Annotated in this window: 36 protein-coding genes; 3 read left to right on the top strand and 33 right to left on the bottom strand. The window is 36.6% G+C overall.

Annotated features, from left to right (window positions below; genetic code table 11):
* Nucleotides 1-83 precede the first annotated feature (83 nt).
* From PL_RS19945 to PL_RS19935, 3 genes are read right to left on the bottom strand one after another with little or no spacing between them, the layout of a single operon-like run.
* Nucleotides 84-1,370: a phage terminase large subunit gene (locus PL_RS19945; RefSeq protein ID WP_041884636.1), complete on the bottom strand. Its 1,287-nt coding sequence runs from the start codon at nucleotides 1,368-1,370 to the stop codon at nucleotides 84-86.
* Nucleotides 1,342-1,815 carry a terminase small subunit gene (locus PL_RS19940; RefSeq protein ID WP_052496491.1) on the bottom strand — a complete coding sequence of 158 codons (474 nt, stop codon included), beginning with the start codon at nucleotides 1,813-1,815 and terminating at the stop codon, nucleotides 1,342-1,344. Before PL_RS19940 ends, PL_RS19945 begins: the two co-directional genes overlap by 29 nt.
* Nucleotides 1,815-2,219 (bottom strand): recombination protein NinG, encoded by a 405-nt coding sequence (locus tag PL_RS19935; RefSeq protein WP_041884637.1) that lies wholly within the window; start codon nucleotides 2,217-2,219, stop codon nucleotides 1,815-1,817. Before PL_RS19935 ends, PL_RS19940 begins: the two co-directional genes overlap by 1 nt.
* Nucleotides 2,220-2,376: 157 nt before the next feature.
* On the opposite strand from PL_RS19935, the gene PL_RS19930 reads away from it, so the two are divergent.
* Nucleotides 2,377-2,736 (top strand): hypothetical protein, encoded by a 360-nt coding sequence (locus PL_RS19930; protein ID WP_041884639.1) that lies wholly within the window; start codon nucleotides 2,377-2,379, stop codon nucleotides 2,734-2,736.
* A gap of 269 nt (nucleotides 2,737-3,005) precedes the next feature.
* Here the strand turns inward: PL_RS19930 and PL_RS19925 are convergent, their stop codons facing one another.
* From PL_RS19925 to PL_RS19875, 11 genes are all read right to left on the bottom strand, one after another.
* On the bottom strand, nucleotides 3,006-3,521 hold the full coding sequence (locus tag PL_RS19925; RefSeq protein ID WP_041884641.1) for a hypothetical protein: 516 nt from the start codon (nucleotides 3,519-3,521) through the stop codon (nucleotides 3,006-3,008).
* Between the two features lie 184 nt (nucleotides 3,522-3,705).
* Nucleotides 3,706-4,113, bottom strand: coding sequence for a hypothetical protein (locus PL_RS19920; RefSeq protein ID WP_041884643.1), 408 nt, complete (start codon nucleotides 4,111-4,113; stop codon nucleotides 3,706-3,708).
* Nucleotides 4,110-4,364, bottom strand: coding sequence for a hypothetical protein (locus tag PL_RS19915; RefSeq protein ID WP_041884645.1), 255 nt, complete (start codon nucleotides 4,362-4,364; stop codon nucleotides 4,110-4,112). The genes PL_RS19920 and PL_RS19915 overlap by 4 nt, the downstream gene beginning before the upstream one ends.
* Nucleotides 4,361-4,654 carry a hypothetical protein gene (locus tag PL_RS19910; protein ID WP_041884647.1) on the bottom strand — a complete coding sequence of 98 codons (294 nt, stop codon included), beginning with the start codon at nucleotides 4,652-4,654 and terminating at the stop codon, nucleotides 4,361-4,363. Before PL_RS19910 ends, PL_RS19915 begins: the two co-directional genes overlap by 4 nt.
* 1 nt (nucleotide 4,655) lies before the next feature.
* On the bottom strand, nucleotides 4,656-4,895 hold the full coding sequence (locus PL_RS19905; RefSeq protein WP_041884648.1) for a hypothetical protein: 240 nt from the start codon (nucleotides 4,893-4,895) through the stop codon (nucleotides 4,656-4,658).
* Between the two features lie 5 nt (nucleotides 4,896-4,900).
* The gene (locus PL_RS19900; protein ID WP_041884649.1) at nucleotides 4,901-5,083 is read right to left on the bottom strand and encodes a hypothetical protein; all 183 of its coding nucleotides are present in this window, start codon (nucleotides 5,081-5,083) and stop codon (nucleotides 4,901-4,903) included.
* A 35-nt stretch (nucleotides 5,084-5,118) separates the two neighbouring features.
* Nucleotides 5,119-5,361: a hypothetical protein gene (locus PL_RS19895; RefSeq protein WP_041884652.1), complete on the bottom strand. Its 243-nt coding sequence runs from the start codon at nucleotides 5,359-5,361 to the stop codon at nucleotides 5,119-5,121.
* Nucleotides 5,362-5,382: 21 nt separating this feature from the next.
* The gene (locus PL_RS19890) at nucleotides 5,383-5,601 is read right to left on the bottom strand and encodes a hypothetical protein (protein ID WP_041884653.1); all 219 of its coding nucleotides are present in this window, start codon (nucleotides 5,599-5,601) and stop codon (nucleotides 5,383-5,385) included.
* 34 nt (nucleotides 5,602-5,635) lie between these two features.
* The gene (locus PL_RS19885; RefSeq protein WP_041884655.1) at nucleotides 5,636-5,941 is read right to left on the bottom strand and encodes a hypothetical protein; all 306 of its coding nucleotides are present in this window, start codon (nucleotides 5,939-5,941) and stop codon (nucleotides 5,636-5,638) included.
* Between the two features lie 233 nt (nucleotides 5,942-6,174).
* Nucleotides 6,175-6,429, bottom strand: a complete 255-nt coding sequence (locus PL_RS19880; protein WP_041884656.1) for a hypothetical protein — start codon at nucleotides 6,427-6,429, stop codon at nucleotides 6,175-6,177.
* Between the two features lie 235 nt (nucleotides 6,430-6,664).
* Nucleotides 6,665-6,892 (bottom strand): hypothetical protein, encoded by a 228-nt coding sequence (locus PL_RS19875; protein ID WP_041884658.1) that lies wholly within the window; start codon nucleotides 6,890-6,892, stop codon nucleotides 6,665-6,667.
* A 103-nt stretch (nucleotides 6,893-6,995) separates the two neighbouring features.
* Between PL_RS19875 and PL_RS19870 the strand changes: the two genes are divergently transcribed.
* Nucleotides 6,996-7,199, top strand: a complete 204-nt coding sequence (locus tag PL_RS19870) for a hypothetical protein (protein ID WP_041884660.1) — start codon at nucleotides 6,996-6,998, stop codon at nucleotides 7,197-7,199.
* 26 nt (nucleotides 7,200-7,225) lie between these two features.
* On the opposite strand, the gene PL_RS19865 is transcribed toward PL_RS19870, so the two are convergent.
* From PL_RS19865 to PL_RS19775, 19 genes are all read right to left on the bottom strand, one after another.
* A complete protein-coding gene (locus PL_RS19865) occupies nucleotides 7,226-7,414 on the bottom strand; it encodes a hypothetical protein (protein WP_041884662.1) in 189 nt (62 codons plus the stop codon).
* Nucleotides 7,415-7,775: 361 nt separating this feature from the next.
* Entirely contained in the window at nucleotides 7,776-8,663 is an 888-nt protein-coding gene (locus tag PL_RS19860; protein ID WP_041884665.1) for a DNA cytosine methyltransferase, read from the bottom strand.
* Nucleotides 8,664-8,665: 2 nt separating this feature from the next.
* Complete coding sequence (locus PL_RS19855; protein WP_041884667.1) at nucleotides 8,666-8,863, bottom strand: hypothetical protein; 198 nt, start codon at nucleotides 8,861-8,863, stop codon at nucleotides 8,666-8,668.
* Nucleotides 8,860-9,096, bottom strand: coding sequence for a hypothetical protein (locus tag PL_RS19850; RefSeq protein WP_041884670.1), 237 nt, complete (start codon nucleotides 9,094-9,096; stop codon nucleotides 8,860-8,862). Before PL_RS19850 ends, PL_RS19855 begins: the two co-directional genes overlap by 4 nt.
* 32 nt (nucleotides 9,097-9,128) lie before the next feature.
* Complete coding sequence (locus PL_RS19845) at nucleotides 9,129-9,362, bottom strand: hypothetical protein (protein WP_152620364.1); 234 nt, start codon at nucleotides 9,360-9,362, stop codon at nucleotides 9,129-9,131.
* A 4-nt stretch (nucleotides 9,363-9,366) separates the two neighbouring features.
* Nucleotides 9,367-9,591, bottom strand: a complete 225-nt coding sequence (locus tag PL_RS19840) for a hypothetical protein (protein ID WP_041884673.1) — start codon at nucleotides 9,589-9,591, stop codon at nucleotides 9,367-9,369.
* Complete coding sequence (locus PL_RS19835; protein WP_348620186.1) at nucleotides 9,588-9,953, bottom strand: hypothetical protein; 366 nt, start codon at nucleotides 9,951-9,953, stop codon at nucleotides 9,588-9,590. Before PL_RS19835 ends, PL_RS19840 begins: the two co-directional genes overlap by 4 nt.
* Complete coding sequence (locus tag PL_RS19830) at nucleotides 9,953-10,963, bottom strand: hypothetical protein (RefSeq protein ID WP_041884677.1); 1,011 nt, start codon at nucleotides 10,961-10,963, stop codon at nucleotides 9,953-9,955. The genes PL_RS19835 and PL_RS19830 overlap by 1 nt, the downstream gene beginning before the upstream one ends.
* Entirely contained in the window at nucleotides 10,960-11,718 is a 759-nt protein-coding gene (locus PL_RS19825; protein WP_348620180.1) for a hypothetical protein, read from the bottom strand. The genes PL_RS19830 and PL_RS19825 overlap by 4 nt, the downstream gene beginning before the upstream one ends.
* Nucleotides 11,719-11,784: 66 nt before the next feature.
* Nucleotides 11,785-12,144 carry a hypothetical protein gene (locus PL_RS19820; RefSeq protein ID WP_052496534.1) on the bottom strand — a complete coding sequence of 120 codons (360 nt, stop codon included), beginning with the start codon at nucleotides 12,142-12,144 and terminating at the stop codon, nucleotides 11,785-11,787.
* Between the two features lie 13 nt (nucleotides 12,145-12,157).
* The gene (locus PL_RS19815; protein ID WP_041885584.1) at nucleotides 12,158-12,538 is read right to left on the bottom strand and encodes a hypothetical protein; all 381 of its coding nucleotides are present in this window, start codon (nucleotides 12,536-12,538) and stop codon (nucleotides 12,158-12,160) included.
* Nucleotides 12,535-13,047 (bottom strand): hypothetical protein, encoded by a 513-nt coding sequence (locus PL_RS19810; protein WP_041885581.1) that lies wholly within the window; start codon nucleotides 13,045-13,047, stop codon nucleotides 12,535-12,537. Before PL_RS19810 ends, PL_RS19815 begins: the two co-directional genes overlap by 4 nt.
* Before the next feature lie 2 nt (nucleotides 13,048-13,049).
* The gene (locus PL_RS19805; protein ID WP_348620174.1) at nucleotides 13,050-13,685 is read right to left on the bottom strand and encodes an ERF family protein; all 636 of its coding nucleotides are present in this window, start codon (nucleotides 13,683-13,685) and stop codon (nucleotides 13,050-13,052) included.
* Between the two features lie 23 nt (nucleotides 13,686-13,708).
* The gene (locus PL_RS19800; protein WP_041885575.1) at nucleotides 13,709-14,011 is read right to left on the bottom strand and encodes a hypothetical protein; all 303 of its coding nucleotides are present in this window, start codon (nucleotides 14,009-14,011) and stop codon (nucleotides 13,709-13,711) included.
* A gap of 7 nt (nucleotides 14,012-14,018) precedes the next feature.
* The gene (locus PL_RS19795) at nucleotides 14,019-14,381 is read right to left on the bottom strand and encodes a hypothetical protein (RefSeq protein ID WP_348620169.1); all 363 of its coding nucleotides are present in this window, start codon (nucleotides 14,379-14,381) and stop codon (nucleotides 14,019-14,021) included.
* An 18-nt stretch (nucleotides 14,382-14,399) separates the two neighbouring features.
* A complete protein-coding gene (locus tag PL_RS19790; RefSeq protein WP_152620379.1) occupies nucleotides 14,400-14,597 on the bottom strand; it encodes a hypothetical protein in 198 nt (65 codons plus the stop codon).
* Nucleotides 14,598-14,706: 109 nt separating this feature from the next.
* A complete protein-coding gene (locus tag PL_RS19785) occupies nucleotides 14,707-14,994 on the bottom strand; it encodes a helix-turn-helix domain-containing protein (protein ID WP_041885571.1) in 288 nt (95 codons plus the stop codon).
* Nucleotides 14,995-14,996: 2 nt separating this feature from the next.
* Nucleotides 14,997-15,221, bottom strand: a complete 225-nt coding sequence (locus PL_RS19780) for a hypothetical protein (RefSeq protein WP_041885570.1) — start codon at nucleotides 15,219-15,221, stop codon at nucleotides 14,997-14,999.
* Nucleotides 15,212-15,790, bottom strand: a complete 579-nt coding sequence (locus tag PL_RS19775; RefSeq protein ID WP_152620378.1) for a response regulator transcription factor — start codon at nucleotides 15,788-15,790, stop codon at nucleotides 15,212-15,214. Before PL_RS19775 ends, PL_RS19780 begins: the two co-directional genes overlap by 10 nt.
* 126 nt (nucleotides 15,791-15,916) lie before the next feature.
* On the opposite strand from PL_RS19775, the gene PL_RS19770 reads away from it, so the two are divergent.
* Nucleotides 15,917-16,612, top strand: coding sequence for a S24 family peptidase (locus PL_RS19770; protein ID WP_052496533.1), 696 nt, complete (start codon nucleotides 15,917-15,919; stop codon nucleotides 16,610-16,612).
* Nucleotides 16,613-16,616 lie beyond the last annotated feature (4 nt).

The raw sequence follows: 16,616 nt of genomic DNA, 5'->3' as shown, positions 1-16,616 counted from the left end.
ATGAGATTACAATGTTCAATTTATAACATTTATAACAATGTGTTATAAAATTAGATATATTTATTTTAAAAACAGAATTTTTATTAAATGTTTTTGATTATGCCTTCTGAAAACATATACTGAGTAGCATAGGCAATACCGTCAATTGTGTGGTTATCCTGATCTATTGGCTTTTCAAGCAACACGCCATTCGTGTCTTTATCGTAGCAATAGCCTTCTTGTTCGGCTTCAATATTCTTGCTGTCGTCCGTATAAAATATATTCAGCCCGGATAGCACGCCAATTCTATTTACCAAGTCAATCTTCCCTCCAACTGCTATGGCATATTCCCAACCGGCCCGCCTTAATGATCTGATCTTATTAGGCCTGTTATTATCACATACGATTACAGCGTCGTAAGGTATCCCAAGTTTTTTAAACATATAGGACACTAATCCGTCATGTCTTTCGTCACCCTCTCCTGATTCAGCACCTCTAATCGATTGCAATAACGAAGGTGACATGTTACGCTCAATCTCGTTTTCGCTGGCATAGTTCAGCTCTCTTGTGTATAGATTACCATCGTGATATTTAAGACCGATAATTGCCCATGGGTCAACCTTACCCCAGTCAGTAGCAAAATACTCCGTTACATTTAAACTTAAATAAAAACTCAATGTGCATGGTTTCCAGATGTAAATACGCCCTTCTACTTGACCAACTTCACCTAGTCCATATACGCGCCACATATTAGCCCAGTACTGATTGATGACTATCAGTTCACCGTTTTCGTTTACAGCGTAACCCTCTGTATCACCTGGTGCGTAGCCGAGCTTTTTATAACGGAGGATCTCGGATCTTTCTTCCGTACTTAAGAACTCGTTATCTAAGAATGTCAGTTTAATGAAGTCGCAATCATCACGAGTCATAACCTCAGTATGGAACCAGAATTTCTTATTCGGGTTAAAATCTATGATAACCTGTTTTGCTCTTGATGTTAATTCTCTGTAAGTGTCGAATTTAACCTTGTTGCCCTCATTGATAAACATTATATCAGAACGAAGGCCCTTGCCTATATCAGCTTTATCGAGTCCTATAAACTTAATGAATGATCCATTAGGGAATCTATAAAGCGTTCCGTCAACCCATCTGTATCGCTCAAAAATCCCGAACAGGTTCATTATCTTAACAAAATCCTTTATAACAGTAATACGCATCTTTGACAACTCGTCTGATGCTACATATATCTCTTTGTTGGGATGGCTTGACGCGTGGTTGCATAGCAATTGCAGGATAGCGTAAGTTTTACCAGCTCCCTGACCGCCTTGAATTCCTTTGATTCTTTTCTTTAGCCCAGATATTTTACGTAGTGCTGTCGTCGGCTGTATCATCAGTTGAGCTATCTAAAGGATCAATATTCATAAGAGGGATATTTGTTACTTCATTCTGGATCTTGTCAGCTAATCCTAAATCCCGTGCAATGATGCTATGGTTATATACTCCAATTGCAGCATTTTCAAACTTCTGCTGAAAAACTGTTTCCTCTATATTATAAATGACCGTGTTATAATCTTTTTCTCCATCAGGCAATTGAGCTTTAAAAGTTCTGAAATATCCTGTATTACAGTTCATATAAAGACAAAGACCATGCATTGTAAATGGACGCTGAATCTTTTGCTTGCCTCCGAAAGACCTTGGATCAAGAATCGGATTATCTACACACCAATTGAAATACTCACATGCAGCATCCCACATTAAGGTAGGAGAACCAAATAACTTCTCTCTACCGTGTTTACTTCTGAACTCCCAAAATCTATTACCTTTAGGTGCTCCCATTACATGACTCCTTTCTTGTTAAGATCTTTGTACTTATCTATTATTTCAATCAGCTCATACCTATCCCATTTTTGGCTCATATGCATATTATCTTCCAGAATGCTTAATTGATCCTGCCCTATCTTCTTTAGAAGGTTAACCCGATACTTTATCAGGTTGCCGGACAAGTGACAATTGCAAGCCATACATTGACCGTGTACGTTATCTTCGTTAAATCTTAAATATGAGTGATGCCCGGCAGAGAAGTAATGACCTGCTTGCATTTTATCTGGATGTTTCCACTTATTACATGAAATGCAAATGAAATAGCCGTCTTTCATATCCCTTGCTCTTATAAAGGCATTGAAATGCTTCTGTGCTATTTGTAGCAGCTGTGGTACTGATTTTTTGTCGTAAACACTCATCAATACAAATATAACAAAAATAACACATTGTTATATTTTATAAATATTATAGATTTTTATCACCGATTTTCCGGTTAAAACTCCTTAGCTAAAACGATAGAAATTATAAATCTTGAATCCCTTGACTATTTGCTAATTTCCTTAGTAATTTTGTCAAATGGGAATCAGTCATTACGGAAGACAGAGAGGGGACAATGTGAGGTTAAGGCCACTGGTTAAGGAGGCTTTACTTGCAAAGTGCTGGCTGTTCGATAAAGTTACGGGTGCCTGGTGGTTGCCATGGGAGTTTGAAGAGAGGTATTTTGATAAGGAGCTGTGCAACCATGATATAGACGAGTTACTGGAAAATGTTATTGTACGGCCTTTTGATTCCGGAGTGCGGGCAGCTGAGAAGCAAATCATTAATGCCGGCATAGAGTATTCCCGTATGATCATTGATTTAAAGAATAAGCTGGAGGATTTTAAACGGAAAGACATTGAATTCAGAGAAGGTCTCAAACAAAGAGGATTTAAATAACGATAATATTGATCCGGTGTTGGTTGATCTGATAGGCGAAATGATAGACAGGCACGAGAATAATTCTTAATGGATAAATTTACTTTAACGCTCAACGACAAGACCATTACCGTATCACAGATACGCGGACAGTCTAATCTATTCATGGTACAGTTCGACATGTCGTTTGCTGGGTATATTGATACCTCTGTTGATGTTTCAGTCTCTGGCAATACTCATCTAACCAGAGAGGAAGAAACAGCACTGAGGGATGAGATTAAAGCCAGGGGTTAGTCTGTTTTATGTGGTTCTGGTGCCGCATAATCATTATCAAACAACCATTCGCTTAAATCTTCATCACTTGATAATTCCTTTACATCCTTTAAAGCATCCCTTAGCACTTTAAGTTCACCGGTCATTGAATTAATCCAAGATCTTAATTGTTCATCATGGCGTTTCAGTGTTGTTACCTCATCGCTAACCCCATTGAAAGCATTATCCCTGTACGGCTGAACTTCTTTTTCGAGTTCTTTGATTCTGTTCAACAAATGAACCTCTTCTCTATTTCCAGCTTTAAAAGCTAATTTGTGAATTTGAAAAAGATTTTTTGTTTTATATAAATTAACTTTTTCTTGATGATCCGTTTCGCTTACGTGCTCCCCCTGTTCTATCAGGTAGGTTTTGAATTTTGAAAGGATGTCAGGTATACTTTTGTTACCATCGCCTAATCCTATAACTTCTCCGGAGAAAAGACCTATTGACTCACAAAAAGCCTTTTCAATTTTATATTCTTCTGGTTCTTTCATTTTATAGTTTTTTTTATTTAAGTGTTATTCTGAAAGCGCATAGTATTTCGGTGCCACACCATAGAATATGCTTTCTCCCGTCTTTAGGCGTGAATACTATACCAAAAGTGATATTCGCATTATGTTCTTTAATAAAATCAAGCAACTTTTCATGTCTACTGGTTACATTTATAACAGTCATATCCTAATAAATTGGTGGTAAATCTTTAACAATTGGTTTCCAGTGGGTGACACTGTTATAGCTCGATAAATGACGAGTCCCATCACTTACAATATGGAAAAAACACCATTTATCTTTATCGTAAAAAGCTTGTCTATATCCTTTAAGACCATCAACAACAATTAAGTACTCTTTAGTTCTGTCAGTTGGCAAATCATCTTCGCTTTCAATTTTTTGCCAGCCGTTATTGTCTTCGATGCCGTTAAGTGAAATTGGTCTTATGAATGTGGTATTGCCTATGTTTTTAGTTTGATATGAATCTGGCAATGGCATTAAATCTATGCAATTCCATGGAGCCCACCCATCAGTGTCAGAAACACTACTGTTATATTTGTTCCCGTAAGCCTCTTTAATCTTTTCTAATTTAGTCATGGCGTTATTATTTCTGTGTTTAAAATTGATATTCTTTGACTATTAAAGTCTGCATTCCATTGCCCTGATGTCTGTCTTAATTTTTCACTTGCATCTTTCAAAGCCCGTTCAGCACATTGTCGGCCGTACTGTCTTAGCATCGCAGTTAAATCGACCAATAGAGTTCCGTTTATAGAATTAGAAGAAAGGATGTGCTCTACGTTATCCCTATTTAATTTTAATGATTTTGCGTATTCGATTGCTGTCTTCATAACCCTTTAGCGTTTAGTAGTGCTGTTTCTGAAACTTTTTTATAATTATCTTTCATGTAGTCCGGCTTTATTGGCCAGAAATGCCAGCCTTGATCTTCTGAATATCCTTTCATTATGAAATCACCAGAAACTACGATTTGCATTCCTTCGCCACTTTCAGGAGTTTTTAAAAGAATAGATCCATCTAAACCTCGTTTGCCACAACACCATTCCATTAACTCTTCTCTGTTTTTCTCTGTAAGTTGCCTAGCCTCCCTAGGCTCAACTTCTTTTTTTACATATAATCCCATTTTATCTTTCTGTTCCGTTTAAAAAGTGATTTACTACTGTTTGAACTATTTCGAATGCTTCTTTATAGTTCCCATTTATTACTGTTATTTCTTGTATTTCCTCCAACGCCTCAATAAGCGGGGCTGTGTGTTGGTTAGTGTGTTCTTCCATTCCATCAGTGGCCGGCTTTCTATGCTTGCCCATGATATAATAAAAATCGCCTAATCTTTCGATCAATATTTCTTCTGCTGTCTTTTTCATTTTACTTATGGTTTATAACCGTTTTTCTTTAAAAAATTATTAATGTTCCTGATATGTCTTATCCAGTGTTTATCTGGATCTCCATTAATAGGGTCGTCAACATCGCCACCTCCACCTAACATAGCTTCAATGTCGTCTTTCATCTTCTTTATGCTTTGTAACTGAGCCATAGTAATTTCTACTTTCATCTTACTTGTTTTAATTGTGGCTGAATTGCCGGGGGTTAGTTAAATCTTATACCTACTAATCTGCCATTAATTGGCATACCGTCGCTTAGTCTATCGCACTCTATCTCCGCAATTTTTGTGTCATCCCAATTGCCTTTACATAGCTTCCAAAGCGAATCAATCTTATCCTGTGGCATATCTATGATAGCATGAAAAGTATCTTTATCGGTATTTAAATGTTCTAATGTTGCTGATTTTGGCCTACTTAGGCCAACTAATTTAAAATCGTGCTTTTCCATCTTCCTTGTTGTTATCCCCTCTTATGGGGTGGTTAAAACTGTATTTGGATTGAATATTTTCAATTCATTACCATTATCGAATACTATGTTATAAAACCATCTGTCACCACTGCCCATTGCTTGGTGTTCCTCAATGGTCACAACACCATTAACGCCAACATGATATTCATCAGCACAGTCAATTGTTTGATGACCATCACTTACGACACGCCAGTTATATGTTACGTTTATTATTCCCATTTCTTTGTGTATTTACCCCTTTGCAGGGAGTGAGTTAACTTAAAAAACCTATCTCTTTTAATATGTCTACTTCTAGGCCGGTTATTGATTCTTTGTCAATCTCGCCAGTCATGCCATTGTGCCCAGCAGAATAATCATAGTGATCTACATAATCTATTTCATGGGAGCATGAAACTTCTGAACTTGCTTTATAAAGTGTGTATTTTACAGCTTGAATTGTAAATATTTTCAAAACAGTATGATGATACAATCTATCTTCTGTTTCTTGGTCTTGCAAATCAAGGGTCTTTAGCGAAATTCTTACCCTTTCTTTTATTTGCTCTAATGATTCAATTACCATCTTCTTTTATTTTAGCCCTTCCGGGAGTGATTTAAATTACCCGTTACAGTCTTCGCAACAGCTACATTTCATCTTTTGGCTGTATACCAATTCTGAAGAATTGACAACTTCACCACAACAAGAACACATCTGTTTATCATTACTATCATAATCATCCATCATTGATGAATAGATAAGATCATCTGCAAAATCTCCCATTTTTTTTATTTATGTTATGCCCTATGGGCGGTTAGTTAAAGTACAGCCCCGTCAAGAGCGTATATAATTGCAGCGTTTATATCTTCCAAGTCTTCCCAAGAATTACAAGCGTAACACCCTCTTGGATCTGTAACTTCAATATGGTATCTGGTTAACTGGATATCTTTTGACTTACCATGACCATGATCATCAGTAACATAAATGCTGTGATTCTTGTAATAACCAGAAAAAGTATGCTCATCATTATGAGTAATATTTCTGGTTTGAATTATTCTTCCTGCTATTTTCATTTCCTTATTTGTTAGCCCGAAGGCGGTTAGTTATCCAGCAACCATTGAGTTACTTCTTTTTCTTCTTCCTCGTTTAAATTCCAACAAGTTTCTTCCTTGTTATCGTACACCGGGCAATCGTATTGCCATCTATTTTGATAGTATGCCATTTCCTTATTTGTTATCCGCTTTAGCGGGGGTAGTGATTAATTTGCACCTGAAAACCCCGAACCATTTACGGTGTCGGGGTGGATTGTTAAATGGCGATGTAGAGCTTATCTAACCACTCTTTTACCTCTTCGTGAGTGAAAGGCTGTTCTTCGCCAATTCCCAGGTGAGTTGTCTTCTCTGAATTTGCCGCTTCAAGTGCTCTGTAAGTATCAGAGAATAATGACATCAGGAATAACTTCTCTCTTTTAGACTCAATTAAGATGTTTAGCGAACTTTTCTGAGAGGTCTTTGTTTTAAAATGAATTACTTTCATATTCGTTTGATTGATTTGTTAATTCAAATGTATAACTTTAATTATACATTATCAAGTATTTTGTATAATTTTTATTATGCAATTTATTTTATACTTTTGCTTTATGACAGTTGAAGAATATTTAAGAACAGGACCTGTTGATTTATCTTATGTCGCTCAAAGGATGTGGCCAGATAATAAAAACGCTAAAGTGTACATGAGTATGAAGCTTAACGGCAAAAGGCCATTTACCAAGAAAGATGCAGAGTCAGCAATCGAAGTTCTAAAGAGTCTATCAGATAATATATCTAACTTAACAATTGATTAGTGAGACATAAAACGGTTATCCGTACTTCAATTATAACATACGGCCAGATAATCAATCACATTCCCTGTGTCTTGGTCAATCTCTTTCACTATCTGGCCATTAACCCAGGTACCCATCTGTTCAGCTATAGACTCAGCTTTATCCCATGATTCGGCTATAATGGTTATGTCTCCGAATATTTCCCCGTTAACAATCCGGTAAGATTCAAATTTCATGGCCGGTAAACATTAAATGGGTTAACACTTGTGTGAGGCTCTGGCTTTATTGATACCTGGTATAATCTGCAAGCCAGAATAAAGAGTATCAGAACGACGATTGCGATTAGCTTTTTCATATGCATTTAATTAATTCGTTTTCACTTTTGATCACAAAAAACAGATCAACTTGTTTATCCCACAGGAGGCTTAATTCTATCCGTTTATTTCTTATAGACTCTTCTAACTCTGAAAGACATTCAAGGTGAAATGCATGCTTATGATAGCAAAAGACTTTATTCAGCTCCTCTATTTCTGAACCTAGATCTTTACACCTCATAGCGTTATAGTTGTAGAGAATTTGAATGTTATCCATAATACATTAATTAAAATATCTCATTGCTTGCATTCCGGCCCACATGCCCATTGGTATAGGAACTGCATTTCCAATCAATTTATATGAGCTACGTTTATCTGGAAAAACAAATCCTTCAGGAAATCCCTGCAATCTTGCATATTCTCTAATTGTAAAGGGTCTTACACCATGTTTTGCATTAGAGTCCTTAACCATACGAGTACCCAAATCCTTTGCGTAATGCGCAACACATGTGGGGGCATACGCTCCAGGCTGGTCAGGATCCACGATAATTGGCTTATCTCTATATTTACCATTTAACCTTGCAATCAAGCTATCAGTCATTTCATACACTGGGTCTTTTTCAAGAATATCTTTTATTCTTAATCTGCGTAAAGCTGGCTGAGGATGAGATATAAAGAAAGGTTTTTTAGTTCCGATGATAATCAGTCTATCTCTACGTTGTGGCAACCAGTTCAAAGCACTCACAGGGCAAATAACGTTTACATAATAACCCGGTAACTTAGTCATCGCTTCCATAACTACCTCAAACTTTTTCATGCCAGGGACATTTTCAACTATATACATTTCTGGCTGACGAATAGCGATGTGCCGGAAGAAATGAAGAAACAAGTCATCACCAGTACGCGTGCCGTGAATATCTGCAATTGTCGAATACTTAGTACATGGATATGTACCTACTATAATGTCTGATTGGCTCTGATCCATAACCTTGATGTCCTTTATGTCTCTGTGTATTATCTTATGAGAAATAAATCCGCTATTCATTTTAAGACAATCTATTGCATCCTGATCCAGATCTAAGGATTGAAGCACATCTACCCCGGCCTCCTTAAGTCCTAATTCCATACCTGCGGCTCCAGAAAAATAGCCGTTCGCTGTTGGTCTATACATAATTAAACAATTGACATTTGAATGTTATACCCGAACTTAGCACAAAGCTCCATCAGGTACTTATTTTCTCTAGCCAGATCAATTGTATCTGGCGTTACACTAACTTCCCTGTTATGTGAATTAACAATAAAGTGCTTTTTCACTATTCCGTGGAGATAATATCTTCTGCTATGGTCTTTTTTGGAGAGTAGGCTTTTCATGATACATCATTTACGTTTCTTAAATAGACAACCCGGGTAGATCCTTTTAAGACCTTAACCTTACACGAGTTTTTAACCTGACCGTTAAGCATGCCAGATGCTTCACAGGCTTCAAATTTCTCATGGGACTCTTGCCTTAAGAACTGAAAAACTGTACTTGACTTACTTGCTGCTTTCTGGAACCTGTCGCCCTCCTTCAGCTGATTTACTGTAGTTAATAATCCCCTTTTCATTTTGATTGATTTTAAGCTGGTACACTTGTTAATTATTTTGGCTGTTTTGAAAGCCAGTACTTTTTATATCTCCTGCCGTTGGGGGAAGTAACCCACTCTCTGATAATATTCATAGTCTTTTTAAGAATTGCTAGGTAGTGTCTTCCTTCGTAGGTGTTAACTGTTCTCTTGATAGAAATCACAGTTACAACTTTGCCAGATTCGAGCATTTCTTTAATCTTCTGTAGGTTCTTTGCACACCGTGGCGTTTCGATTAGTTCTTCCATGACTTTAGTTTTTAGAATATTTATCAGCATCTACCAAGTCATCCATTGAGCTGACTTTCCTTATTTTGCTGTAATCGTGATTAAACTCAATACTTCCTCCATTATCGATGTAATTTTTACCATACTGGATAAATGCTCCCGGGTCTTTCTTAGCAAATTCTCTGATGATAATCACATCTGATATTTTCATGCTGTCAAATACTTTGAAAGCTTGCTCTTGAATGTTCATAATCCTTGGATTTGTTTATTTAGATTTACTATTTGCGTTTCTAATACCTCAATTTTTTTATCCTTTTCGGCTTGCTGATCATACATTTTTTGCATAACTAATCTGAACTGTTTATTTCTTTCAGCAGACACGGTGAATGCATCAAGTGTATTTATTAGTATTTTAAGTCTTTCTTGTTGACGTCTACTATTAGGCGTTTCTTTCTTTTCCTTGTGAAATTTAACCAGGTCGCTTTCCATTTCTACGATAACACCCATAGCAAGCATTATTTTTAATGAAGGCTCTACAGCATCATAATAATGTCCCAGATAAACCTCTGACAGCTCCCAATAATATTTCTCTATTTCAGACAGATTTTTCATTAGAACAATTGGTTTGGGTGTATCCCGAAGTCAGGTCTTAGTACATTTTCATTGCTTTCGTGATCAAACGCAAATTTCTTATAACCATCAATTAACTCGTAGTATCTGTTTTTAGTCCAATCAAAATACAACGATGTTGCGCCTTTCTTGGCGGTGCCTTTAGGCTTTGCCTTTAAAATTTTGATTATAACTTCGTTCTCCATAAATGGCATTCCTGTAGCAGGATTAATAGTTAAGCTAACTTTTCCATTTTCCCGGTTATGCTCTGGACGCCAAACTGCCACAACATTAAAAGCTCGTCTTCCCCATACTTGACCACCAGCAAAACTGTTTAGATTTGGTATGGCAGAACAGTATACATCTTGCCCGGACTCATCTTTCAAAACTATTGGCGGTAAGTCTTTAGCATGGGTTACAATATTGTTGTGCCATTTGTTATTAATAGCTTCTTGTCGTACTTTTTTTAAAGCCCATGCCAGATACTTATCCTCACGACCACCGAACTTTACTAAATCTTCTTCTAGATCATTGAAAGGGTCTAAAGATGTTGTTTGAAGTTTAATATTTAATTCTTTTTCAAGGCTTTTCCAGTACTCATAAAAGCTTTCTATATTATGTTCAGTGTCATCAGCATCAACCAAAAAAAAGTGTTCATCTAGCCAGTTTATGGCGTTGTAAATTTCCTTTTCAGAAGGTGAATAGGGATTTGATTTGAAGAATGGCTTCCTTAAATATTTGCTTACAAGCTCCCCAATTACATCAGTCATATTTCCTATTTCACCAGAATAAACACCGTGTTTCCATCCAAAATGCTCAGACTGGTTAAACTTCATTTCCATTTCCATCTCAGTTTTACCTGCACCAGCAAAGCCCAAAAAGAAAGTAGAATACCCTAATTTGAAACTTAAAAGTTCGTCTAAGCACTTAAATCCGGTATTATGACCTCGTTGAACGCCTGATTGATAATGCTCCAATACGCTTTCTGTGTAATCTGATATTCGCTTTCTCATTCGGTTAAAAAGTTTTTATTTGATGATTGATCCACCACAGCAGACCTTTGGAAAGATTTTGCTTTTACTGATTTTTGTTTTAGCGATAAACCCACTGATTTAAAACTATTTCTGAGGTGCATTTCGTCATTAAAAGCATAAAAATTATACTCTTCATCCAGTTTATTCATTACAGAATCCTTGTTAATTCCCTTCAAAACAGTCATTAATAATTGCTCACAAGAAGAAAGCAGATATTGCTGAACATACTCACTGGGCAATAACCTATGCAATACGCCAGAAATTGTTATAAAATCTTCACGTACTTTTTTATTTATAATAGAAGAAGAAGATGAAGGGGTTGCATTTTGCTTACCTATTTGCTTGCGTTTTGCTTGCGTTTTGCTTGCGTTTTGGTTAAGCAAATTTGGGTTACCTCCCATTTTACCACACTTAGCACGTTTATTGCTAATTTCAGCATCCCTAACCATGCGTCTACTGAACAAAACATTTGTACCATTATGCGAAAGCACTCCAGCGTCTTTCAATTCATCTAGGCAATGATTTAGATCCTCCCCTGTACAGCCCACCATTCTAGCCAACTGTACTTCGGACGGAGCCTTACCATTGATTAACAAAAATCCTCGCTCTCGGCTCTCAAACATAAGACACAACATGTCCATCCATAAACCACGGGCGGCAATAGATACAGATCTTAATTCAGGATCCTTCATCCAATCGCCTGGATAAAACTGCATTGATGGTTTCTTTGACATATTATTTTTTAATTCTATCTGCTTAAGGTTTGTATTTTGGTATTTTAATTAGTGCTATGGTTTAAACTAAAAAGGCAAGTCATCATCTTCATTCTGTTCAATAATTACCGTATCACCCATTTGACCACCAGACCACAGGATATGACTACCAAGTATTGGAAGAGCTTTCTTTTCTTCTTCAGTTAGGCTCTCATATTTTTCCTTTGGAAGCGATTGTTTCACCAGGTGAGTGTCCTTGCTATCATTGACCTTATTTTTAATGTCAAATCCTTGTAAGTCTAAATACACGCCTTTTTCACCTTTAAATAGGTTGTTAATCTCGATAGGAATGACAATACATGAAACCATTTCTCCAGTCTTACCTTTAATATCTCTTACCGAATGTTTCAACCCAGCTAGGTTGATTTTACTGCTAATTCCGCTCATGTTATTATTTTATTTAATGTGTTTGATTATGTAAGTTTTCCATTTCAGACTTGATGAAGCTTAATGTTGACCTGAGTACATCTTGTCTATGTACTAAGCTTTTAGCAAGCCTTTCAGAATTTGTCACGTAGTAAATCTCGTTTTTAGCTTTACCCATTATCACAAATCTTTTATCTGTAGCAGATAGCTTTGAATATTCTGCCGCCTGAACAAGTTCCATTAACTTCTGATTGTATACCATTTCTGCTAATGCCATTGTATGTGATGCTGTCCCTTGCAATGATGCAAGCTCATTCATCTTGCCTATAACTTCATCAGGGTTTGTATTGTCTATTGATTCATCTAATGCTTTCCTGATCTGATCAGTAAGCGCTTTAAGTGATTCTAAACTCATGGCTTAATAGATATGGTTAATCCCATTTTTCCTGATCTTACCGGGGGATGAATTGTGTATGACTCTCCTGTTTCAGTGTCAACTACTTCCAGATCTTTGTTGACTCTTTTAAGGAACTCTTCACGGACTTTAAGATCCGCAGATATAGATTCGTGCTTTTCCTTTAGTTCGTTGTATTCCCTATCGTCACAAGTTGAAAAGTCATACTTAACTCCAGACTCTTTTTGAGATACATCTGCATTATGAACTGAATAGACCTCGCCTTTAGATAATTTTTGCTGATCTTCTGCTATTGGTCTGATAGACTTTTCAAGCTGAGTAAATAACTCCTGACCTTTCTTTGCATATACAAGAGCCTTAATTGGATCGTAATGACCTTCTGTTACCGACTTAGTGGCCATTTTTACTGTATCTGAAATGTAACTTTTGGTAAGATTTAAAAGGTTCACCATTTTAAAGTCAAAACCTTCTGGTACTAATGTGTTGGTCGTTGATATTGTATTTTCCATGATTAAGCGGTTTTTAATTGTTCTAATTGATCAGGTTTAATCTGAAAGGCATTTACTGTTAACTGATAAACTTCTGTATTACCAGCTTTTATCTTATCAATTGCCTGAGTCAGCATTCTGGCTGTAATCCAAGGACGATTGTCTGCTGGATATGATTGTATTTTTTTTGTCGGCACTTCATGTTCTTCTGAGTGAGAAGTGTCTGCGTCATCTATTTTACCAGTAGGGACAAGGAAAGTGTATAATAAAGTATATTTTAAGGCGTAGGTAGTCGCTTTACCGGCAGACTTATCTTGACTATCAACACCTTGTCCGTAACCCTCTAAAACTTGGCTTTCACCGCTTTCATGCAGTAGTAGATATTTAGTTGTAGTTTCAGTAAAAACTGATTGCTTGGTCTTTGTGCCATAACTATTTGTTTCTTCCCACCTGTCAACTCTTGTTTTTGCATCTACACCAATAGGTAAAATAGTTAGTCCAGCATTTATCATCGCTTCTCCAATAATCTTTTTTACTTCTTGATCCGGAACACCTTTGTAAGCACTATCGCCTTTACCGACAGTCATGCTCTTTTCGATGCCTTTAACTTCTTTCATCACAGATATGATAGCTTTCGCTAATTCTCCCTTTGTTTCCATATTAGTTTAGTTTGATTGATTATTTATGATGCTTCAGCGTATTCAACCTGAGAAGGAACAGTTTTTACAAAAGGAACAGAGTAAGCGAATAAAGTAAAATCACACCCATGGTCATATGCACAGTACTGTAGCCTTAATTTTTTACCGTCCTCGCTAACTGAGCTTTTGAATAACTCTTGTGCTTTAAATAGAACATCTACACTAATATTTTCAACCTTAAAAAAAGCTTGTGTCAACTCTGGGTATTTGGCCTTGAGTTCATTTTTAGCCTGAGCAAGTCTCAAAATCTCAGCTTCTAATTCTTGTAGTGTTTCAATTTTTTTCATGACAATTTTAATTAGTGGTTGAAATAGCTACTGCCAATGCGATAGCCGTAATGAACATTATCAGATAAATTACCTGATCACCTTGCTCTCTTTCTTTTCTAGTAGTTGGCCGGAAGCTTGGCTTTTTAGTTATAATCCGGTTTGCCTCAACAATTAACATGTGAGTTGGCAATAATTTGCCTTCTAACTGCGCATGTATGTATTCCCTCCACCCCTCTACGTCATTCTGGCTTTCATTCCAAGGGCGTATAGTTTTTTGAACTGCGAGTACTTTTGATTTAGCTGCCATGACCTGTGTATTTAATAATGAAATAAAATACTGTTGCCGTGAATATTGCGATAACCCAAAGCTTCCACTTTGGCGAGTCATTTCCTGACCCATGCTGACCTATTCCCATTCTCCCAGGTTATTAATAGATTCACGGCCCTGATTCTTTTCCTCCGCCAGGTCTGCGCATCCAATTGAGCAGAAAGACCGGTTTAACATTGTGTAAGAATCTGAATAACTTACTCTCTTGCCACACTCACGACACCCTATCATCATTACTGGTGTGACTGTTTCCCTTAAAATTTGTAGATTTGCCATAACTAGTAGTTTTTATTTGATTGATTTAAACCGCTGGACACTTGTGGCCTGAAGCTTGGTACCTTCAGGCCTTTTTTTTTGTTTTTGATTGATTAATGGTACACTTGTTTTAATACTTTCGTGGTTTAGGCCCCCGGTAATACTTGTGAAGCCATACTTCTAAATCTTTAGGAAAAAAGAAAATGTTCTTGCCTATTGTATGGTATCCTATTTCCTCTTTTCTTAACCTTAATGTCTTTTCACTATATCCGGTTAGCTCTGCGGCCTTTTCAGCACTGATCATAACAATATTGTATCCTGCGATTGTAGCAGCCTGATCAGCTATCACCTGTTTATTCTGCATGTGCATGCCCTGTATTTCCTTAAAGGCTTCGCTTTCAATTGTTATCACTTCCATGGCTACGCAGTTCTTTTTATTTCACCGTATTTAACTACCTTATTTTTAACTATCTTCTCTTTAGTCTCAGTCTCGAATTTCATTTCTACTCCTGAGTTTGGTAAACTCCTGCTTATGGCCTGTCTTGCTGCAGACAATGAAGAAATGCTTACCGGAATAACATTTCCAACTTTCATAGATTTGAGCCTCTCAGGCCAACCCTTTGCTTTTTCAGTTTCTAAAAACATAATTGATCTAGATTAATAACCCCCATACTTGAAGCCCATAAGGCCAATTTCTTTCCGGAAGGAATCCCGGTTTTAATTCTTATATTCTGTGAGTGTCTTTTAACTGTCGCCGGAGAAAGGCATAGCTTTTCAGCTATTTCCTTTTCTTCCAGCTGGCAAACCTCTAAAACCCTCATTTCACTCTTACTTATTTCATTACCAGACATTGATAGCTTATTACACGCTATACCTTCAAACTTGCACCCCCCACCCCTTTTTTCGCACGGAACAAACTCAGTGTTATTGATCATTCCATTTTCATCTATATCAGGCACACCGTCAAGATTAGCGAACATGCACTTTACACACTGCGACATCTGAGCATTAACATCATCACCAGCCATTGACACATATGCCTTTTCTCTTTCAGGATCTGCTTTGATAAATCTTACCAATGCCGATTTAATTTTTTCCGGAGCATCTAACAGGTCAACAGTCATTCTATTATGTGTTATATATGGCTGATCATCACACACAAAAAGCTCTGAGCCTTTACCTGTTAAAATATGTGCTAGTGAACTCGTTTTCATTTTGGTACTTTTTAGGTAGTTTTTATTGTTTTGATAATTAGTATCTTTGTTTGTGTAGTACAAATATAATAAGACTATTCTTATAATTCAAAGATTAATCTTATTATTCTTATTAATTTATTGTAAATGACTGAGAATCAGAGACTAAAATTTCTATTACCAGAATTAGGGTTTACATCTCAGCTGGGGTTTGCAAAGGCATTAAACATTACTGCAGGCGGATTATCAGATGTTTTGAGATCAAAAGGTGGTATAGGAGTTTCAGACAAAATAAAAAGAATATTAGAACATTCTTATAACATAAATATTAAATGGCTAGAAAGTGGAGAAGGAGAAATATATTCGGTAGCTCCAAAAGAGCCGATCAATATATCAGAAAGTGACATTACAACTTTAAAAAGAAATGTTAGGAAACAGAAAGCTTTAATTCCATACTATAACGCAGATTTTATGGCAGGAAATTCGGATGTTTTTTATGAAGATGGGACTATCTATCCTGAATATTATATGGATGTGCCTGAATTCTATGGCTGCACCGCTTTTAGGGCTTACAGTGACAGCATGGAACCCAAAATAAGATCTGGCGCAATCCTATTTGGGGTAAAAGTAGAAGACTGGCAAAGCTCTTTAGAGTATGGCCAGATTTATGGAATCACTCTAAATGACGGCAGAAGGTTTTTAAAGTATATAAGAAGATCACAAGACTACAAAACAGAATTCATCCTTAAAAGTGAGAACCCTCTGTATGACGATTTCGAAATACAGAAAACGAAAATAAAGAACATCTGGCTTATCGAAGGTTGGCTGGATAAACGAACATAAATTA

The sequence above is a fragment of the Pedobacter lusitanus genome, from assembly GCF_040026395.1.
GTDB classification, from domain to species: Bacteria; Bacteroidota; Bacteroidia; order Sphingobacteriales; family Sphingobacteriaceae; genus Pedobacter; species Pedobacter lusitanus.
The sequence above is the reverse complement of the archived record's forward strand: the minus strand, read 5'-3'. Positions and strand labels throughout refer to the sequence as shown.